Source organism: Sphingobium xenophagum (assembly GCF_031457465.1).
GTDB lineage: Bacteria > Pseudomonadota > Alphaproteobacteria > Sphingomonadales > Sphingomonadaceae > Sphingobium > Sphingobium xenophagum_A.
Genome location: NZ_JAVDWV010000007.1, coordinates 188,824 through 207,296, shown reverse-complemented (window position 1 = coordinate 207,296; position 18,473 = coordinate 188,824). Strand labels below are relative to the sequence as shown.

General features: G+C 62.6%; 18 protein-coding genes. 11 read left to right on the top strand and 7 right to left on the bottom strand.

Annotation, left to right across the window (positions count from 1 at the left end; translation table 11 throughout):
* Nucleotides 1–51: 51 nt before the first annotated feature.
* The 3 genes from J2W40_RS09280 to J2W40_RS09270 all read right to left on the bottom strand — a co-directional run bounded on the left by J2W40_RS09280 (nucleotide 52) and on the right by J2W40_RS09270 (nucleotide 5,227).
* On the bottom strand, nucleotides 52–2,943 hold the full coding sequence (locus J2W40_RS09280; RefSeq protein ID WP_310223882.1) for a M16 family metallopeptidase: 2,892 nt from the start codon (nucleotides 2,941–2,943) through the stop codon (nucleotides 52–54).
* Between the two features lie 121 nt (nucleotides 2,944–3,064).
* Entirely contained in the window at nucleotides 3,065–4,450 is a 1,386-nt protein-coding gene (locus tag J2W40_RS09275; RefSeq protein ID WP_310223880.1) for a DEAD/DEAH box helicase, read from the bottom strand.
* A gap of 306 nt (nucleotides 4,451–4,756) precedes the next feature.
* Entirely contained in the window at nucleotides 4,757–5,227 is a 471-nt protein-coding gene (locus J2W40_RS09270; protein ID WP_310223877.1) for a pyridoxamine 5'-phosphate oxidase family protein, read from the bottom strand.
* A 95-nt stretch (nucleotides 5,228–5,322) separates the two neighbouring features.
* Here J2W40_RS09270 and J2W40_RS09265 point away from each other — a divergent pair, with 95 nt between their 5' ends.
* From J2W40_RS09265 to J2W40_RS09215, 11 genes are all read left to right on the top strand, one after another.
* Nucleotides 5,323–5,898: a NifU family protein gene (locus J2W40_RS09265; RefSeq protein WP_310223876.1), complete on the top strand. Its 576-nt coding sequence runs from the start codon at nucleotides 5,323–5,325 to the stop codon at nucleotides 5,896–5,898.
* Nucleotides 5,899–5,984: 86 nt separating this feature from the next.
* On the top strand, nucleotides 5,985–6,614 hold the full coding sequence (tsaB, locus tag J2W40_RS09260) for a tRNA (adenosine(37)-N6)-threonylcarbamoyltransferase complex dimerization subunit type 1 TsaB (protein ID WP_310223874.1): 630 nt from the start codon (nucleotides 5,985–5,987) through the stop codon (nucleotides 6,612–6,614).
* Nucleotides 6,611–7,090 (top strand): ribosomal protein S18-alanine N-acetyltransferase, encoded by a 480-nt coding sequence (gene rimI, locus J2W40_RS09255; protein ID WP_310223872.1) that lies wholly within the window; start codon nucleotides 6,611–6,613, stop codon nucleotides 7,088–7,090. The genes tsaB and rimI overlap by 4 nt, the downstream gene beginning before the upstream one ends.
* A 113-nt stretch (nucleotides 7,091–7,203) precedes the next feature.
* Complete coding sequence (locus tag J2W40_RS09250) at nucleotides 7,204–7,632, top strand: Ros/MucR family transcriptional regulator (RefSeq protein ID WP_310223870.1); 429 nt, start codon at nucleotides 7,204–7,206, stop codon at nucleotides 7,630–7,632.
* A gap of 137 nt (nucleotides 7,633–7,769) precedes the next feature.
* Nucleotides 7,770–8,192 (top strand): Fur family transcriptional regulator, encoded by a 423-nt coding sequence (locus tag J2W40_RS09245; protein ID WP_037474568.1) that lies wholly within the window; start codon nucleotides 7,770–7,772, stop codon nucleotides 8,190–8,192.
* Between the two features lie 2 nt (nucleotides 8,193–8,194).
* On the top strand, nucleotides 8,195–8,953 hold the full coding sequence (locus tag J2W40_RS09240; RefSeq protein ID WP_310223945.1) for a lysophospholipid acyltransferase family protein: 759 nt from the start codon (nucleotides 8,195–8,197) through the stop codon (nucleotides 8,951–8,953).
* A gap of 9 nt (nucleotides 8,954–8,962) precedes the next feature.
* The gene (miaB, locus tag J2W40_RS09235; protein ID WP_310223854.1) at nucleotides 8,963–10,312 is read left to right on the top strand and encodes a tRNA (N6-isopentenyl adenosine(37)-C2)-methylthiotransferase MiaB; all 1,350 of its coding nucleotides are present in this window, start codon (nucleotides 8,963–8,965) and stop codon (nucleotides 10,310–10,312) included.
* Nucleotides 10,313–10,412: 100 nt separating this feature from the next.
* Nucleotides 10,413–11,417, top strand: a complete 1,005-nt coding sequence (locus tag J2W40_RS09230; RefSeq protein ID WP_310223852.1) for a PhoH family protein — start codon at nucleotides 10,413–10,415, stop codon at nucleotides 11,415–11,417.
* A gap of 117 nt (nucleotides 11,418–11,534) precedes the next feature.
* On the top strand, nucleotides 11,535–12,050 hold the full coding sequence (gene ybeY / locus J2W40_RS09225) for an rRNA maturation RNase YbeY (RefSeq protein WP_310223850.1): 516 nt from the start codon (nucleotides 11,535–11,537) through the stop codon (nucleotides 12,048–12,050).
* Nucleotides 12,051–12,058: 8 nt separating this feature from the next.
* Nucleotides 12,059–13,003: a hemolysin family protein gene (locus J2W40_RS09220; protein ID WP_310223848.1), complete on the top strand. Its 945-nt coding sequence runs from the start codon at nucleotides 12,059–12,061 to the stop codon at nucleotides 13,001–13,003.
* A gap of 130 nt (nucleotides 13,004–13,133) precedes the next feature.
* Complete coding sequence (locus J2W40_RS09215) at nucleotides 13,134–14,576, top strand: DUF2142 domain-containing protein (RefSeq protein WP_310223846.1); 1,443 nt, start codon at nucleotides 13,134–13,136, stop codon at nucleotides 14,574–14,576.
* Here J2W40_RS09215 and J2W40_RS09210 read toward each other — a convergent pair.
* Genes J2W40_RS09210 through J2W40_RS09195 form a run of 4 tightly spaced genes read right to left on the bottom strand, consistent with a single transcriptional unit; the run spans nucleotide 14,553 to nucleotide 18,300 of the window.
* Nucleotides 14,553–15,188 (bottom strand): phosphatase PAP2 family protein, encoded by a 636-nt coding sequence (locus J2W40_RS09210; protein ID WP_310223844.1) that lies wholly within the window; start codon nucleotides 15,186–15,188, stop codon nucleotides 14,553–14,555. The two genes, J2W40_RS09215 and J2W40_RS09210, sit on opposite strands and share 24 nt — an antisense overlap.
* A complete protein-coding gene (gene lpdA / locus J2W40_RS09205; protein ID WP_310223842.1) occupies nucleotides 15,166–16,581 on the bottom strand; it encodes a dihydrolipoyl dehydrogenase in 1,416 nt (471 codons plus the stop codon). The genes J2W40_RS09210 and lpdA overlap by 23 nt, the downstream gene beginning before the upstream one ends.
* Before the next feature lie 22 nt (nucleotides 16,582–16,603).
* Entirely contained in the window at nucleotides 16,604–17,005 is a 402-nt protein-coding gene (locus J2W40_RS09200) for an acyl-CoA thioesterase (RefSeq protein WP_037474587.1), read from the bottom strand.
* On the bottom strand, nucleotides 17,005–18,300 hold the full coding sequence (locus J2W40_RS09195; protein WP_310223838.1) for a pyruvate dehydrogenase complex dihydrolipoamide acetyltransferase: 1,296 nt from the start codon (nucleotides 18,298–18,300) through the stop codon (nucleotides 17,005–17,007). Before J2W40_RS09195 ends, J2W40_RS09200 begins: the two co-directional genes overlap by 1 nt.
* Nucleotides 18,301–18,473 lie beyond the last annotated feature (173 nt).

Below are 18,473 nucleotides of genomic sequence, written 5' to 3'. Positions count from 1 at the left end.
GCTATCGGCCGGCAGGGTAAAACCGCAAGCAAAAATCCGCTGCTCGCCAGATTATTTCGCCGTCACACCCTCCGGCAGGACAATGGCAGACCAGCTTTTGCCGGACACAAGATATTTGGCGGCCAGTTCCTGTAATTGTGGCGCGGTCACGGTCAGCATATCCTGCCCCATACGCTGCATCGCCTCGACATAGCGTGGATCGTGAGTCGCCCCTTCCATCTGGTTCATCCAAAAGGCGTTGCCGGTGCTGGCCCGCGTCAATAATTGCCGCATCGGTGCCACCGCGCGCTGCAATTCGTCGTCACTGACCGGATTCTTCACCAGATCGGCGGCCGTGTTCCGAACGACATCGTAAAAATAATTGATGCGGTCGGGCCGGACCTGACTGGTGACCAAAATATAGCCGCCCGCATCATAGGAGAAAGGCCAGTTGTTCTGGACGCTTGGCGAATAGGCCGCACCCTCTGCAGAGCGTAGTCGGTCAAACAGGCGATCGTTGAAGATCTGCGTCAATATCTCCAACTGCCGCGCTTCCTTCTGCAAGGCAAAGCCCCCCGCCGTCGGCCAGGCCATGACGGCGGCTGCCTGATCCTTGTCGCCCTTGTGACGCAACACCACCGGATTTTTGACAGGCGCAGGAAAGCGCATCGCGCGATTGGCGGCGGGAGCGGGCGTATCGGATCGGGGTGGCAGCGCCCCGAAGGTCGCGGCGACCGCCTGGATCGCTTCCTCAGCCTTCACATGCCCGAATATCTGGATCTCTATCGGCCCGGACGCGAGTACCGGCTCCCACACCGCCCGGAACGCCTGCGGCGTAAGCGCCGCGATCTCTTCGCGCGAAGGCGTGCGGAATCGCACATCCTTGTCATGCAGCAACCAGTTCAGGTCTCGCGCCAACACGGCGTCGGCCGATTGCGACATGGCATCATAGGCCAGCATCGCCCCGGTCTTGACCCGTTCGATCGGTGCCGGGTCCCAGCCGGGCGCCGCAAGCTTGGTCGCAAACAGGCGCAACTGGTCGCGATAATCGGCGGGTCGGGTCACCGCCTGCAATTCGAACGCATCATCGTCGATGCCGAACTCCATGCCCATGCGGCGGCCATTGGTCAGTTCGTCCAGTTCGCGCTGGCCCAGCTTGCCGATACCGCTGGCGACGAGCGCATATCCTCCCGCCCAGCTTGGCACTGGCTTGGTCGGCGAAAAACTCTGCTGGCCATGCCCGAAACGGACGTTGATCCGCACCTTCTCGGTCTCGGCATCATTGGCGAACAGGGTCAGCTTGACGCCGTTCGAAAATTTAATGCTCTCCATGCCCGGCAAACCAATCGCGCTGCGCGATACCACCGTTGCCGGTGCGCCCAATGCGGGTAGGTCATCCATCGTCACGGGCTTTTCGGCCAGTCGAACATTGGTCGCCGCCTTGACCGGAGCCGCGACCGCCGCCGCTAGGCGCTTGTCCGTTCCCGCCTCCACCTTACCGGTTACCAGCAGGGCGCGAAACACGTCGGCGGAAAATAGCCGCCGGGTCGAATCCAATATCTTCTGCGGGGTCATGGCGGGCTTACCGGCGCGGAAAATGTCCACGGCGGCCTGCGGGCTGACGGTGGTTTCGCGAATATCCACCGCGCTGACCAGATCGCTCGCCTGCTTGGCACCCGATTCGGTATCGGCATTTTCGACCTGGATCGACAGGGCCGTGTCCATTTGGGCATATTCCCGGTCGATTTCCAACTGACTGGGTGGACTGGCCTTGGCATCTTCCACGATCGCACGGACATCTGTCAGTGCTTTCTCCCAATCATCATTGGCGGGAATGATCGATAGGAAAGTGCCATCCGCAGAGCGGCTGACATCCTGCTGCTCGACACTGGCCTGCAGAAAACTGCCACCGGCCCTTGCCGCCTGTTCCAGCCGGCGACTGATGATCTGCAGCGCCAGCATGTCGGTCAGCTTGTCCTGATTATAGAGGATCGTGTCAGCGCGCGGCTCCCACGGGCGCAGCCAGGCCGCGGTCAGCCCCACCGGTGCGCCGGGTTCGACCAACACCCGCGTTGCCGGGCTTTTGGGGTCGGGCCTGCCAAAGTCGGGGGCGGGGGCACCTTTGCCCGGTACGGTCCAGGCGGCGAAATGATCGCGAATAAGCTGCTCGGCCTGCGCCGGATCGATATCGCCTGCTATCGCGATGACGGCATTTTCTGGTCGATACCAACGCTGATGAAAGGCCTCCATGCGGGCGGCGGTCGCTGCATTGATCGTTGCCACGGTGCCGATAGGCGCACGGTCGGCCAAGGGCTGTCCGGCGAAGAAATGTTGGCGGCTGGCGTCGGACACGCGCATCTGCATGCCGTCGCTCTCCCGCCGCTCGGCCAGAACCACGGCGCGCTCGGCGGCCACCGCACTATCGACGATATTCGGGTCGGCCATCATGCCGGACAGGATTTTAAGGCTCTCCCCCAAACTCGCCGGATTCGCCTGCGGCAGGTCGAGCGCATAGGTCGTTCCTGTCGGCGTTGTTTGGGCATTGCTGTCGCTGCCGAATGTGACGCCCAACCGCTGCCAGATGCGCTTGGACTCACCGTCGGGCACATGGCGCGATCCCCTGAAGGTCAGATGCTCCATATAATGGGCGTATCCCATTTCATCGGGCCGCTCCATCAGCGATCCGGCATCGATCCGTAACCGCACCGACACCTGCCCCGGCGGCACGCCGTTGCGGCGGATGGCGTAACGCAAGCCGTTGGACAGCGTGCCGAACTGCCATGCGGCATCAATCGGCACATCGCTATTTTCATATAGCCAGGGGCGCGTTTGCGCCTGCGCCGCGCCCGTCCTGGCAAGAGCGGTCGGAGATTGCGTCTGTGCGACAAGCGGCACGGACGATACCGACAGCAACAGGGCGAGAACGGAGAGCGAAGTGGCCGAACGGCGGGGGAAAAAATGCATAGGCCCATTAGCCTAGCGGCACTTTCCTGAATGGCCACTGACAATCATCGTCAGGACGGGAGACTGTTTCCCCCATCGGGTGGAGCGTGCCGGGAACCCGTCCCGGCACGCTCGATCCTGTTTATGCGCGCGGTGCGCCCGTGCGCTGGACGGCGCTCTTGTGCGCGCCGACCGGGCCGCCGCTGCGGCGACGACGGAAGGGACGCTTCTCACCACCCTCGGAGTCGGGGCGATGCGCCCGATCCGGCGTGCCGCGCGACTGCTTCTGGCCGTCCTGATATTTGCGCTGACCATCGGCGCGACGCGCCTGCTGCTGGGGCGACTGGCTCGGACCCTTTTTCGGGGCTGCGGGCTTGGGCATGTTGCGTACCGCTTCCATGAAATTCTCAGGCAGCGCCTCGATTTCCAGCTTTACGCGGGTCGTCTTTTCGATGGCCTTGAGGAAGGGACGCTCGTCATCCGCCACGAAGCTGATCGCGATGCCTTCGGCACCAGCGCGCGCGGTGCGGCCGATGCGGTGGACATATTGTTCCGCCACATTGGGAATTTCGAAGTTGATGACATGCGACACGCCCGACACGTCGATGCCGCGCGCGGCGATGTCGGTCGCGACCAGCAGCTTGACCTTGCCCTGGCGGAATGCCTGCAAGGCCGTGGTGCGCTGGCCCTGGCTCTTATTGCCATGGATCGCGAAAGCGTCGATCCCGGCACCTTCCAGGAAGCGCACGACACGGTCGGCACCATGTTTGGTGCGCGTGAAGATCAGCGCGCGATCAATCTCTTCGCTCTTGAGCATCAGGTGAAGCAGCGCCTGCTTTTCCGCCTGGTTCACGAAGATCGCGCGCTGACGCACACGCTCCGCCGTGGTCGATTGCGGCGCGACGCTGACCTTGACCGGATCGTTGAGGAACTGGGCGGCGAGCGCTTCGATTTCCTTGGGCATGGTGGCCGAGAAGAACAGATTCTGCCGTTCGCGCGGCAGCATCTTGGCGACACGCTTCAACGGTTGGATGAAGCCCATGTCCATCATCTGGTCGGCTTCGTCGAGAACGAAGATTTCCGTGTCCTTGATGGTCAGCGCGCGCTGGTCGATCAGGTCGAGCAGGCGGCCCGGCGTCGCGACGACGATGTCGACGCCGCCAGCCAGAACGCGGATCTGCTTGTTGATCGGCACGCCGCCGAACACGGTTTCGACGCTCAGCTTGAGGAAACGGCCATAGTCGCGAAAGCTCTGCGCGATCTGCGCCGCCAGTTCGCGGGTCGGTGCCAGCACGAGCATGCGGCAGCCCTTGAGCGGCGTGACCTTGGGATTGCGCGCAAAATAGTCGAGGCTGGGCAGCGCGAACGCCGCCGTCTTGCCGGTGCCGGTCTGCGCGATGCCGCACAGATCCTTGCCTTCCAGCAGCGCCGGAATGGCTTTTTGCTGGATCGGCGTCGGGGTAACGTAATTTTTGGAGGCGAGCGCCTTCATGATCGGCTCAGCCAGACCAAAGTCATTGAATTCCATGTGTAAACTCACAAGTGGGCCATGCGCCAACCTGATCTGCGGACGCAGCAAGGGCGCTAAGGCGGGTTACGAAACGACCCGCGTGAAAAGGGAAGCCTCAAGCTTGACGCAGACTCTCATTGGCCGGTCCGTGAGCCCTTTGTGACTGCTTCAGCCACCATAGGTTTGCGGACGATCACGCTGCCAATCGCTGTGGGGCCAAAATGGTCCCTCTGCTGCGCTGCAACGTATATGGCGAAGGCGCAGACAAAAAGCAAGCGGCCGCAACATGCTGTCGCGGCCGCTGATTTCTTTGGGTGAAAAGGCTCAGAGCGTTATCTCGACATGTTTGGTCTTCATCTCGTCACGCACATCGCCACCAAACATCATCTTGAACACCCCCGTCAGCGACATGTCCGCGCGCCAGATTTCAGCGGTGCCCAGATCAAAGCGCAGCATCAGCAGGTTGGGATCGTTGCGCCCGCCCGGATACCAGGCCTCGACCTGCTTGGACCAATAACGATCGATGACCGCCGCGTCCGTCTCTTCGGTCAACGTCCCGTCGATGCAGGCGAACAGATCATGATCCTTGGCCGAATATTGCGCCATCGCCGGGCCGCCGGGGGCCAGCCGGTTGTCGCGGCTGGTGTAGAACCAGAAACAATGATTGGCATCGGGATCGAGCTGCGCCGTCATCGGCAGGCTATGCTCATGGCTGTTCTGCAAACCGATCATCAGGAACGGGCTGCTCGCCAGATCGCTCCAGAAACGGTCGCGAATTTCGGATTCGGTGCTCATATCGGCTCTCCAATTGCTTCCCCCAATCAATCGACGGCAGCCAACGAAGTTCCCCACCGCTTGATCTTGGGCCTGCTTGCCTCCACATAGCGCCCATGCTGATCGAGACCGAACTGACGCCCAACCCGGCGACCATCAAATTCCTCCCCGGCCGCACCGTCATGGGCGCAGGCACTCGCGACTTCGCGACGCCGGAGGAAGCCGAGGCTTCTCCGCTCGCCGATGCGCTGTTCGGCCTTGGCGATGTCACCGGCGTTTTTTTCGGCAGCGACTTCATTTCCGTCACGATCGCGCCTGGTTCCGAATGGGCCTATGTAAAGCCGGATATCCTCGCGACCCTGCTCGAACATTTTTCCGCCAACATGCCGCTCTTCAAGGCTGGCTCCGCCGCCGAGATCAGCGTGCCCGGCGATGAGGGAAGCTTTGGCGATGATCCGGCGGACGCCGAAATCGTCGAACAAATCCGCGAACTCATTGATACGCGCGTGCGCCCGGCTGTTGCCAATGACGGCGGCGACATCATCTATCGCGGCTTCGACAAGGGCACGGTCTATCTCAAGATGCAGGGTGCCTGTGCCGGTTGCCCCTCGTCCACCGCGACGCTCAAGAACGGGATCGAGCAATTGCTCAAACATTATGTTCCCGAAGTCACGGAAGTCCGCGCGGTCTGAACCGCGCATGTGATTTGGCAAAACGCGACTGATCGACTAACCGCTAGGCGAATCCGCTCTTTTGCGGAGCCTAACGGGAGTATCCTTTGCGCCTGCTGGTGATCGACACTGCGACACAGGCCTTGTCCGTGGCGTTGCTGGAAGACGGCGCGCTCATCGGCCGCCATCATGAAATCGTCGGGCGCGGCCATGCCGAAGCTCTGCTGCCGGCCATTGCCGCCCTGCCCGACGGAGGACGCGCCGATGCGATTGCGGTGGATGTCGGGCCAGGCAGTTTCACCGGCGTGCGCATCGGCATAGCCGCAGCCCGCGCACTTGCGCTGGCATGGCAACTCCCGCTGAGCGGCTATAGCGCCCCGTCCATCATCGCCGCCAGCGCGGCGCGGCAACATGCCAGCGATGCACCCATCATCGTCACCATAACCGGCGGCCATGGCGAACTTTTCTGGCAATCCTTCACCAGCGACGGATTGAGCGCAACCACGGCCATTCAGTCCACACCCATCCCCACATTGGCAGCGCAGATCAGCGCGCCCGTCATCTATGGCACGGGGGCAGAAGCGCTTATCACCGCGCGGGGGTCCGGCGCGGCACTGACTATCTATCCCGATGCGGCAGACCATCCGTTGATCGCCGACCTGCCCCCCCTGCCCTGGACCCCGCTTTACGGTCGGGGCGCGGATGCCAAAACGATCGCGGAGCGCGCCGCATCATGATGCCAGACCTGATCTTCGACACCTACGATGAAGGCGAGCGCAACGCCATTGCCGATGCAATGAGCGTAATGGAGGCTGCGTTCGACCCTTTATTTGGTGAAGCCTGGACGTCGGCGCAGCTTGCAGGCGTGATGATGATGCCGGGTACTTGGCTAACCATCGCGCGGATCGACGCCTTGCCGCTGGGCTTTGCTTTGGTGCGGTCAGTATTGGATGAATGCGAACTGCTTCTGCTTGCCGTAGATCCTTTGTGGCGCGGACGGGGTGTCGGCGAAGCCCTCTTGCGCGACAGTCTGCTACGCGCGCGCCGTAGGGGCATCACGTCGATGAACCTGGAAGTGCGTTCATCAAATAACGCCATAAAACTGTACGAGAAAACGGGGTTCGAATATGTGCACCGCCGCCCCGGTTACTATCGCGGCAACGATGGACAACTTCATGATGCTCTGAGCTTTCGTATTGATATGCGAATATGACCCAATAGCCCCTTGCGAAATGAGGCTGCGAGGTCTAGCGGAGATACACCGCTGTAGAAATCCATTTCCACCGGCGGGTCGCATTATAAAAAGCCTTCGTAGGAAATAGAAAAATGGAAACCGAATCGGTACAGAGCGAACTGCTCATTACTTTGACGTCAGACATTGTCGCCGCGCATGTCTCGAACAATAGCGTCGCCGTATCCGACGTCGCCACTCTGATACAGAATGTCCATGGTGCATTATCGGCGCTGAACGAGCCGGCCGCTGCGCCTGAAGTCAAGCTGGAGCCGGCCGTCTCGGTTCGCTCTTCGATCAAGCCTGACTTCATCATCTGCCTGGAAGATGGCAAGAAGCTCAAAATGCTCAAGCGCCATCTGATGACCCATTATCAGATGACCCCGGACGATTATCGCGCCAAGTGGGGCCTGCCAGCCGACTATCCCATGGTTGCTCCCAACTATGCTGAACAGCGCCGCAATCTGGCGAAGAAGATCGGCCTGGGCACCAAGCGTCGCCGGACCACTCGCGCCGCGAAATAAGCGTCCGACCGCTTTGACAGGGTAAATGAGGGGCGCATCGTCGATGCGCCCCTTTCCTGTATCCGGCCTTTCCTGACCGTTGAAAAGCCGCTAGGCATCGAACCTATCCTCCGGCCTATCCATTTGAGCGAGCCTTCATGAACCGCAAGATCGACGTCGAAGCCCTGTGCCATGAAAAAGGCCTTCGCATCACCGAACAACGGCGCGTGATCGCTCAGGTGTTGAGCGACGCCATGGATCATCCCGATGTCGAGGAATTGCACAAACGCTCCGCGATGATCGATCCCGGCATCTCGATTGCCACCGTCTACCGCACCGTCCGCCTGTTCGAGGAAGCGGGCATCTTGGAACGGCATGACTTTGGCGACGGCCGCGCCCGCTACGAAGCGGCACCGGAATCGCATCACGATCATCTAATCGACGTCGAAACCGGCAATGTCATCGAATTTGTCGATCCCGAACTGGAGCAATTGCAAAAGCAGATTGCCGAAAAACTGGGTTTCCGTCTGGTCGATCACCGCATGGAACTGTACGGCGTCGCGCTCGAACGGAAGAACTGACGCTGGCCCCTGTCCGCCGCACGGTCCGCATTGCAGCGCTGGTCGCCAGCCTGTTTGCCTGTCTTATACCCCATCTGCTCTGGAAACTGGCCAGGCGACGGTCGCCCTGGCCACATCGCTTTCTGGCGCTGGCGGCGCTCGCGATCGGCGCGCGCGTGGAGCATGCAGGGCAGCCGCATGACGGCGACATGGTTCTGCTCGCCAATCATGTCAGCTGGATCGACATATTGGCACTCGGCGGCACCACCGGCGCAGCCTTCGTCGCGCATGACGGGATTGCACGCTGGCCAGTGATCGGCTGGCTTGCAGCACAGAACAACACGCTGTTCGTCGCGCGCGAACGGCGCGGCGCCCTGTCCCATCAACTCGATGCCCTGCGCGCCGCAATGCAGGGGCATCAGCCGGTCGCGCTCTTCCCCGAAGGCACTACCAGCGACGGCAGCGGCCTGCTGCCGTTCAAACCCTCGCTGCTCGCCGTCCTTCTTCCCCCGCCTCGCGCCGTGCTGATCCAGCCGGTGCATATCGACTATGGCGCGGCGACCGACGAGATCGCCTGGCATGGCGATGAACCGGCAGGCACCAACGCCTGGCGCGTCCTCGGTCGCAAGGGACCGCTGGTCGTGACGCTCCGCTTCCTGTCGCCCTTCGACCCGGCAACATGCGCCGATCGCAAGGTGATCGCGGCAACCGCGCGGGACCGGATCGCCGCGAGCATCGCCCTGCACCAGCGCCCTTTCGCTTCTGCCCCGCCCTCTATATAGCTGGTGGTCATGAATCGTACCGATGCCCCCAAAGCGCCTGCCACCTTCCACGTCAAATCCTTCGGTTGCCAGATGAACGTCTATGATGGCGAGCGCATGGCCGAGATGCTTGGCGCGCAGGGGATGACGGCGGCAGCGGACGGCGTGGACGCCGACCTGGTCATCCTCAACACCTGCCACATCCGCGAAAAGGCGGTGGACAAGGTCTATTCCGACATCGGCCGCATGACCCGCGAAGACGGCACCCGCCCGATGATCGCGGTCGCTGGCTGCGTCGCCCAGGCCGAAGGGAGCGAAATCAGCCGCCGGGCCAAAACCGTTGATATTGTCGTCGGCCCGCAAGCCTATCACCGCTTGCCCGACCTGATCGAAAAGGCAGGACGCGGGGAAGAGGCCGTCGATACCGACATGCCCGCGGCCTCCAAATTCGGCGCGCTGCCCGCTCGCACCAAACAGGCGCGCCCTACCGCCTTCCTGACGATCATGGAAGGGTGCGACAAATTCTGCACCTATTGCGTCGTGCCCTACACCCGCGGCGCGGAGATCAGCCGGTCATGGACCGCCATCCTTGATGAAGCCAAGGCGCTGGTCGATGGCGGCGTGAAGGAAATCACCCTGCTGGGCCAGAACGTCAACGCCTGGTCGGGCGAGGATGGCAAGGGCCGGATGCAGGGCATGGACGGGCTGGTGCACGGATTGGCCGAACTGCCCGGCCTCCATCGCATCCGCTACACCACCAGCCACCCCAACGACATGAGCGACGGCCTGATCGCCGCGCATGGCGATTGCGTCAAGTTGATGCCCTTCCTTCACCTGCCGGTGCAGTCGGGCAATGACCGCATTCTCAAGGCCATGAATCGCAGCCATGATGTGGCGAGCTATCTGCACCTCCTCGACCGGGTCCGCGCCGTCCGGCCCGACATCGCCCTGTCGGGTGACTTCATCGTCGGCTTCCCCGGCGAAACGGATGCGGAGTTCGAAGATACGCTGCGCATCGTTGATGCCGTCGGCTACGCCCAATGCTATTCGTTCAAATATAGCCCCCGCCCCGGCACGCCTGCCGCCGACATGGACGGCCAGGTGCCCGCCGCCGTCATGGACGAACGCCTCGCCCGGCTGCAGGCCGCGATCAACCGGCATCAGGTCGCGTTCAACAGCGCCACCGTCGGTCGCCGCACCGACATCTTGCTGGAACGCAAGGGCCGCTATCCCGGTCAATTGATCGGCAAGACGCCCTGGCTCCAGTCCGTCCACGTCACCGCGCCCGACAGTGCGATCGGCGACATCATCGAAGTCGATATCATCAGCGCCGGTCCCAATAGTCTGGCCGGCGAGTATAGCAGGAGGAAAGCCGCTTGAACCAAAGCCTCGTCATTCCCGCATGGGCGGGACGCCATCTCCCCGATCTCCCACTGGGACGGATCTTCACGAGATGCATGACGAGCAAGGGAGGCTGACCATGGGCAAGAAACCCAATACCCGCTTTGGCGGCCCATCGACCGAACGCGCGCAACTCGAAGTCATCTTCGACAAACCGCATCTGCTCGGTACGTTGTTCGGCCAATATGACCGCAATCTCGTCGCGATCGAAAATCGGCTGGGCGTCTACATCGCCGCGCGCGGCAACAAGCTGCAGATCGAGGGCGAGGCGCAGGCCGCCGCCCGTGCGCGCGACGTCATGACCGGCCTCTACAACCGCATCGTCGCGGGGCAGCAGATCGACACTGGCGCGGTCGAGGCCGTCATCGCCATGTCGTCCGAACCGACGCTCGACGGCATCATCCGCCATGATGTCGCCGAACCGCCCACGGTGATGATCCGCACCCGCAAGAAGACGATCGTGCCGCGCTCGGCCACCCAGGTCACCTATATGGAGGCGCTGAACCGCAACGACATCATCTTCGCCCTGGGGCCGGCAGGCACCGGCAAGACCTATCTCGCCGTCGCCCAGGCGGTCAGCCAGCTCATCACCGGCACGGTGGACAAGCTGATCCTGTCGCGTCCCGCGGTCGAGGCGGGCGAACGGCTGGGCTTCCTGCCCGGCGATATGAAGGAGAAGGTCGATCCTTATCTCCGCCCGATCTACGACGCGCTCTACGACACGCTCCCCGCCGAGCAGGTCGAACGGCGCATCGCCAGCGGAGAGATTGAGATCGCGCCGCTCGCCTTCATGCGCGGGCGGACGCTCGCCAACGCCTTCATCGTGCTGGACGAGGCGCAGAACACCACCATCGCCCAGATGAAGATGTTCCTCACCCGCTTTGGCGAAGGCAGCCGCATGGTCGTGTGCGGCGATCCCAAGCAGGTCGATCTGCCGCAGCCCGGCGCATCGGGCCTTGCCGACGCGGTCGCGCGCCTCGAAGGTGTCGAGGGCATCGCCATGGTGCCGTTCGGCATCGGCGATGTCGTCCGCCACCCCGTCGTCGGGCGCATCGTCCAGGCCTATGAGGGGCCGGATGCCTAACGTCGCGGATGCCCCAATCCCCGTTCGGTTCGAGCAGCTTCGAGCTTGTCGAGAAGCGTCCGTCGAGAACTATTCTCGACAGGCTCGAACCGAATGGAATGATGAGATTCATACAATATGATTGAAGTCGCTCTCCTCCACGAAGATGGCTGGCCCGGTTCGGACTGGGAACAACTCGCCCAAAGCGCGGTCGCCGCCGCCATCGCCCACAGCCCCTATGCCGCCTTCGCGACCGACGAGGCGCTGTATGAAATCGCGGTCAAGCTGACCAGCGATGCCGAAGTGCATGAACTCAACCGCGCCTATCGCGACAAGGACAAGCCGACCAACGTCCTGTCCTTTCCGATGGTGCAGGCCGACCTGCTGCAAAGCACCGCCAATACCGATGATGGCGAAGTCCTGCTCGGCGACATCGTGCTGGCCGAGGGGGTCTGCGCCGCCGAAGCCACCGACAAGGGCATCTCCCTCGCTGATCATGCAACGCATTTGATTGTTCACGGGACTTTTCATTTGCTCGGATATGATCATATGGACGACAATGAGGCGCAGGCCATGGAAGCGTTGGAAATCGCCGCGCTGGCCAGTCTCGGACTTCCCGATCCCTATGGGGATCGCATGATGACAGGGGATTAGGACTAACTATGGCTGAGGGCAGCCCGAAGGACGGCAACGGTTCCAAGGAATCGGACAGTAGTAACGACGGCGGCTTATGGAGCGGCATCAAGTCGCTTCTGTTCGGCGACAGCGAATCCACCAGCCTGCGGCAGGAACTGGAAGAAGCGCTCGACGAATATGACGAGGATAGCGATGACGTCGGCGCATCGCCGCCGACCAAGGGCGATCTTTCGGCGATCGAGCGGCAGATGGTCCGCAATCTTCTCCACTTTTCCGAACATACAGTCGATGACGTCGCCGTGCCCCGCGCCGACATCATCGCGATCGAGGAGAAGGCGAGCTTCGCCGATCTCGCCGCGCTGTTCGCCGAAGCGGGCCATAGCCGTATCCCGGTTTATCGCGACACGCTCGATACGATCGTCGGCATGGTCCATATCCGCGACGCCTTCGCCATCCTGGCGGGCAAGGAACCCGTTCCCGACACGCTCGAACCGCTGATCCGCCAGCCGCTCTATGTCCCTGAAAGCATGGGTGCGCTCGACCTGCTCGCCGAAATGCGCGCCAAGCGCACGCATCTCGCCATCGTACTGGACGAATATTCGGGCACTGAGGGGCTGTTGACCTTCGAGGATTTGGTCGAGGAAATCGTCGGCGAGGTCGAGGATGAACATGACGATGCCCCCGAAGCGATGCTGGTCCCGCTGGAAGACGGCCTGTGGGAAGCCGACGCCCGCGCCGAACTGGAGGACGTCGCCGAGGAAATCGACGAGAAATTGGGCGATATCGACGAGGATGTCGATACGCTGGGCGGGCTTGCCTTCGTTATAGCGGGCCGGGTGCCTGAACCGGGTGAAATTCTCGATCATGAACAGAGCGGCTGGAAATTGGAAATTCTGGCCAGCGACGGACGGCGCGTCAGTCGGCTGCGGCTCCATCCCCCCGTTGCAACGGCCGACGACATCGACGGATAGACCGCTTCAGCAAAATTTTGTTACGCACGGGAAATATTAAGGGCTAAACTCTAGCATCGCGACCAAAGGACGTTATGCGGCTGCGATGCGAAACGAACGGTTCAGGACAAAAGGCGCGAGAGACGCTGACATGCTGCTGTCTGCGCCATGGGTCGGCCTGGAAAAAATCATGCTGGTGGCCATTGCCATTGCCACCCTTTTCTGCGCGCTGATCACACCGCCCTTTCAGGCGCCCGACGAAAACCAGCATTATATGAAGGCGCTGCTGCTGTCGGAGGGCCGCGTGATGACCGAACAGCGCGGCGATCTGATCGGCGCGACCTTGCCGCGCGCCGCCGTGGACTTTCACGCGGTCGATTTCCCGACTGATGTCCCACCCACGTTGCGCCGTTTCGATCGCGCCATGCTGGAACGGAGCGGCGACGCCGATGCGCAGCGGCCCGGCACTGCCTTCGCCGACTTTCCCAATGTGGCGAGCTACGCGCCCACCCTCTATGCCCCCGGCGCGGTCGGCCTGTATCTCGCCGACGCGCTCGACCTCTCGCGACGCGATGCCTTCTATGTCGGCCGCCTCATCAACGCGGCGACCGGACTGCTGCTATTAATCGCCGCGCTGCAACTTCTCCCCTTCGGTCGCAACGCCTTGCTGGCGACCGCGCTGCTCCCGACCTTCGCCTATCAGACCGGATCACTCTCGCCCGATGCGGTCATCAATGGCCTCGGCTTTCTTGGCCTCGCCCTGGCGCTGCGGATCGGCTTCATGGGCACAAGCCCCGCCCGCGCCGCCGGATTGTTCGTCACTGCCCCACTTCTGGCCCTCGCCAAAGGCGTCTATCTCCCGCTCATGGCGGCAGGCCTGCGCTGGCCGCACGACCGGCGCGACTATCGGCCCTGGCTGCTGATCGGCGCGATGCTGGTCGGCGCCATCGGCTTCATCCTCTGGATGACATTGTCCGGCGGCAGCCAGGCGCTCTACCATATCCAGTCGCGCCGCACCGGCGAAACGATGATGACTGCGCCGCTCGCCGATCAACTGGCCGTCATCTTGCGCGATCCGCTGGCCTATGTCCGCATCCTCGTCGCCAGCGTGACCGAACGCGCGCCCGTCTATGCGCTGCAAATCGTCGGCCGCTTCGGCTGGAACGCCATCCTGCTGCCGCTGATCGCCTATCCGCTGGCGCTGTTGATGCTCGGCGCGGGCATCGCGACCGGCACAGGCGCGCGTTTCGGCATCGGTCAGCGGCTCTGGTGGCTAGCAGTGGCGGGCGGCATTGCGCTGCTGATCGAAACCGCCATGTATCTGACCGGCACGCCGCTGGCTGCTGACTATATTCAGGGGACGCAGGGCCGCTATTTCCTGCCGATACTGCCGTTGATCCTGATCGCGCTTTCGCCCGACCGGCCGATGCGCAGCGCGCCGCGCCTGTTCGCAGGCACAGCCCTGCTGCTGCTCGTCATCGCCGCCGCGACCTTAGTTGACAGTTTCTGGGTCCATGGCTTCGTCACCACCGATGGTATGCCTGCGCATGGCAGCCTCACACGGGCGCTGCTATTGCCCTCGCCGCGCTGGTAGCCACACGCGGCACAGCAGCAGCCAGCCCAGCCCCAATATCCATCCTGCCATCACGTCGCTCGGCCAATGTACGCCCAGCCACACGCGGCTGACCCCGATCAGCGCGGTCATTATCGCCGCTATCCAGTAAAAGACCGGCCGCCCGGCCAGCATCGCCAGCGCGCCGAACAACATCATATTGCCCGCCGCATGGCCGCTGGGGAAACTATAGCTATGTACGATGTCGAGATGCGGCAGCAGGTCGGGGCGCGGCGCGGAAAATATTTGTTTGAGGATCAGGTTGAGTGCCGTGCCCCCCGCCATCAACAGCGCCAGCCACCGCGCATCGGCACGTCGCCCGCGCCACAGAAGCAACGGAAACACCACCGCCAATATCGCGATCCTGCCGATCGTGTCGCCAATCGCCGTCGCCAGCCGCATCAGCGCAATGGACGGCCCACCCCACGCGCTATCGCGCACGTCGCCAGCCGTGCCCATCAGACCCTTATTCAGCCCGTCGAGCCACCCGGCCTGCTGTATCGCCGCGATACCCAGCACGCACAAAAGCGCGAGGACCAGAGCCCCCGCGCCCGTTTTTATTGTCCAGCGATCAGATATGGATCGCACGCCCATAAGCGGCCAGCACGCTTTCGTGCATCGATTCCGAAATGGTCGGATGCGGGAAGACCGTGTGCATCAATTCCGCCTCGGTCGTCTCCAGCGTCTTGCCGATCGTATAGCCCTGGATCATCTCGGTCACTTCCGCGCCGATCATATGCGCGCCCAGCAATTCGCCGGTCTTGGCGTCGAACACGGTCTTGGTGAAGCCCTCGGCCTCGCCCAGTGCGATCGCCTTGCCATTGCCGATGAAGGGGAACATGCCGACCTTCACCTCATAGCCCGCTTCCTTCGCCTTCGCTTCGGTCAGGCCGACGCTGGCAATCTGCGGGTGGCAATAGGTGCAGCCTGGAATGTTGCGCACATCCATCGCATGAGGATGGACATCCTTGTTGCCCAGCGTCTGCGCGATCATCTCGGCGACGATGACGCCCTCATGGCTCGCCTTGTGCGCCAGCCATGGCGGCGCGGTTACGTCGCCGATCGCCCAGATGCCATCGACATTGGTGCGGCCATAGGCGTCGGTCTTGACGTGGAAGCGCTGGTCCGGCTCGACGCCGACCTCTTCCAGACCCAGATTTTCGACGTTGGGGACGATGCCGATCGCCACGATCACATGGCTATATTCGGCCTCGATCGCCTTGCCGGTCTTGTCCTTGATCTTCGCGGTCACGCCCTTGTCGCTGGTCGCGATCGTCTCGATCTTGGCCCCGGTCAGCACGGTCATGCCCTGCTTCTTGACCGCCTTTTCGAGGAAAGCGGACACATCGGCATCTTCCACGGGGACGATGCGGTCCATCATCTCGACCACGGTCACATCAGCGCCCATGTCGTTGTAGAAGCTCGCAAATTCGATACCGATCGCGCCAGACCCGATGACCAGCAGCTTGGTCGGCATTTCCGGCGGCGTCATGGCGTGGCGGTAGGTCCACACCCGCTTGCCGTCGGCCTTGAGCTGCGGCAGGTCGCGGGCGCGCGCGCCGGTCGCGATGATGATATGCTTGGCCGTCAGTTCCTCGGTCTTGCCATCCTTGGTGACGGACAGCTTGCCCTTCGCCACCAGCTTGCCATCGCCCATATGGACGGTGATCTTGTTCTTCTTCATCAGGTGGGTGACGCCCTGATTGAGCTGCTTGGCAACGCCGCGCGACCGCTTCACCACCGCTTCGATGTCCGCCGTGATATTGTCCGCGGCCAGGCCATAATCCTTGGCATGCTGCATATAATGGAAAATCTCGGCCGACCGCAGCAGCGCCTTGGTCGGGATGCAGCCCCAGTTGAGGCAGATGCCGCCCAGATTTTCGCGCTCGACGATGGCCGTTTTGAGGCCGAGCTGCGCAGCGCGGATCGCGGCGACATAGCCGCCGGGGCCGGAGCCGAGGACGATGAGATCGTAGGTATCAGCCATGGGTCACACTCGCTTCTTGAAATTAGGCTTCCGCGATCGGCGGAACGGAACGGGGCTGGCGATCCTCTCCGATCGCCACGAAGGTAAAGGTCGCCTGGGTCACGCGATAGGATCGGTCGTCATGTCGCGCACGACGCCACGCTTCTACCGCGATTTTCATCGACGTGCGCCCAACGGATTTGAGGGTAGCGAATACCGAAACCTCGTCGCCGACCACGACCGGGCGCAGAAATGTCATGCCCTCCACCGCGATCGTCACGGCACGGCCATGGCTGTAGCGCGCAGCTACCGATCCTGCCGCTGAATCCATCAGACTCATCAACCAGCCGCCGAAAATATCTCCGTAAGGATTGGTATCGGCGGGCATGGCGATGACCCGCACCGCCGGATGATGCTCCGGCGGCTGCTCATCGACGAACGGCATCAGGCCAACATGCCGATCGGGTTTTCGATCAGTTCCTTGAACGCCTTCATCAACCGCGCCCCATCGGCGCCGTCGATGGCGCGATGGTCGAAGCTGCCGGTGGCCGACATGACCGTTGCGATCTGCAGGCTGTCATCGACCACAAACGGCCGCTTCTCGCCCGCGCCGATCGCCATGATCATGCCCTGGGGCGGATTGATGACCGCTTCGAACTGCTTGATGCCGAACATGCCCATGTTGGAGAGCGAGGCGGTGCCGCCCTGATATTCTTCCGGCTTGAGCTTGCCGTCCTTGGCCCGGCTGGCGAGATCCTTCATCGCGTCGGAGATGGCGGCGACGCCCTTGCTGCCTGCGTCGGTGATGATCGGCGTGATCAAGCCACCGGGAATCGACACCGCCACCGAAATATCGGCACGCTTGAACTGCAGCATCTGGTCGCCCGCAAACTGGACATTGCATTCGGGCACCTCGGCCAGCGCGACACCCAGCGCCTTGATCAGCAGGTCATTGACCGACAGCTTGACCTTGCGGCTGGCCAACCCGGCATTGAGTTCGCCGCGCAGCTTGAGCAGTTTGTCGAGCTGGATATCGACCGTCAGGTAGATGTGCGGCACCTGCTGCTTGGATTCGGTCAGGCGGCGCGCGATCGTCTTGCGCATGCCGCTCAGCTTCACGACCTCGTGCGGAATGCCGAAATCCTGCGCGCCGGTCGGCGCAGCCGGTGCCGGGGCCGCCGGAGCCTTTTCGGCAGGGGCGGCAGCAGGCGCAGCGGCCGGCTTGGCCGTGCCTGCCTTGGCCCCGTCCAGATCGCCCTTCACGATGCGGCCATTGGGACCGGAACCGGTCACGGCCGCCAGATCAATGCCCTTGTCCTGCGCCAGACGGCGCGCGAGCGGGCTGGCCTTGACCCGACCCTCGGCAGGAGCAGCAGCGGCGGGCGCAGCAGCAGCCTTTGGCGCGGAGGCAGGCGCTTCGGCTTCCGCCTTGGCAGGTGCCGCCTCGGCCTTGGGCGCAGCTTCGCCACCACCAGCAGCGACGGTCGCGACGTCCTCGCCTTCTTCCGCGATGATCGCGATCACGGTGCCGACCTTCACGCCCTCGGAGCCTTCGGACACCAGGATCTTGGCGATCACGCCTTCATCGACCGCTTCGAACTCCATCGTCGCCTTGTCGGTCTCGATTTCCGCCAGCAGATCGCCGGACGATACCGTATCCCCTTCCTTGACCAGCCATTTGGCCAGCGTCCCTTCCTCCATGGTGGGGGACAAAGCGGGCATCTGGATCGTCTTGCTCATGCGTTCTGGGCCTCTTCTTCAATTATGCGGCACGCGCCATTTGCTGTTCGTTTTCACGCATTCGCCGGAACGGTCAAGGGACGCCTTGCGCCAAAGCCGATTATGGCCCACATTTCACCCCTATGGTTCGTTCGGTCCGATTGACCGAACGGCATGGCCATCAAATCTTTGCA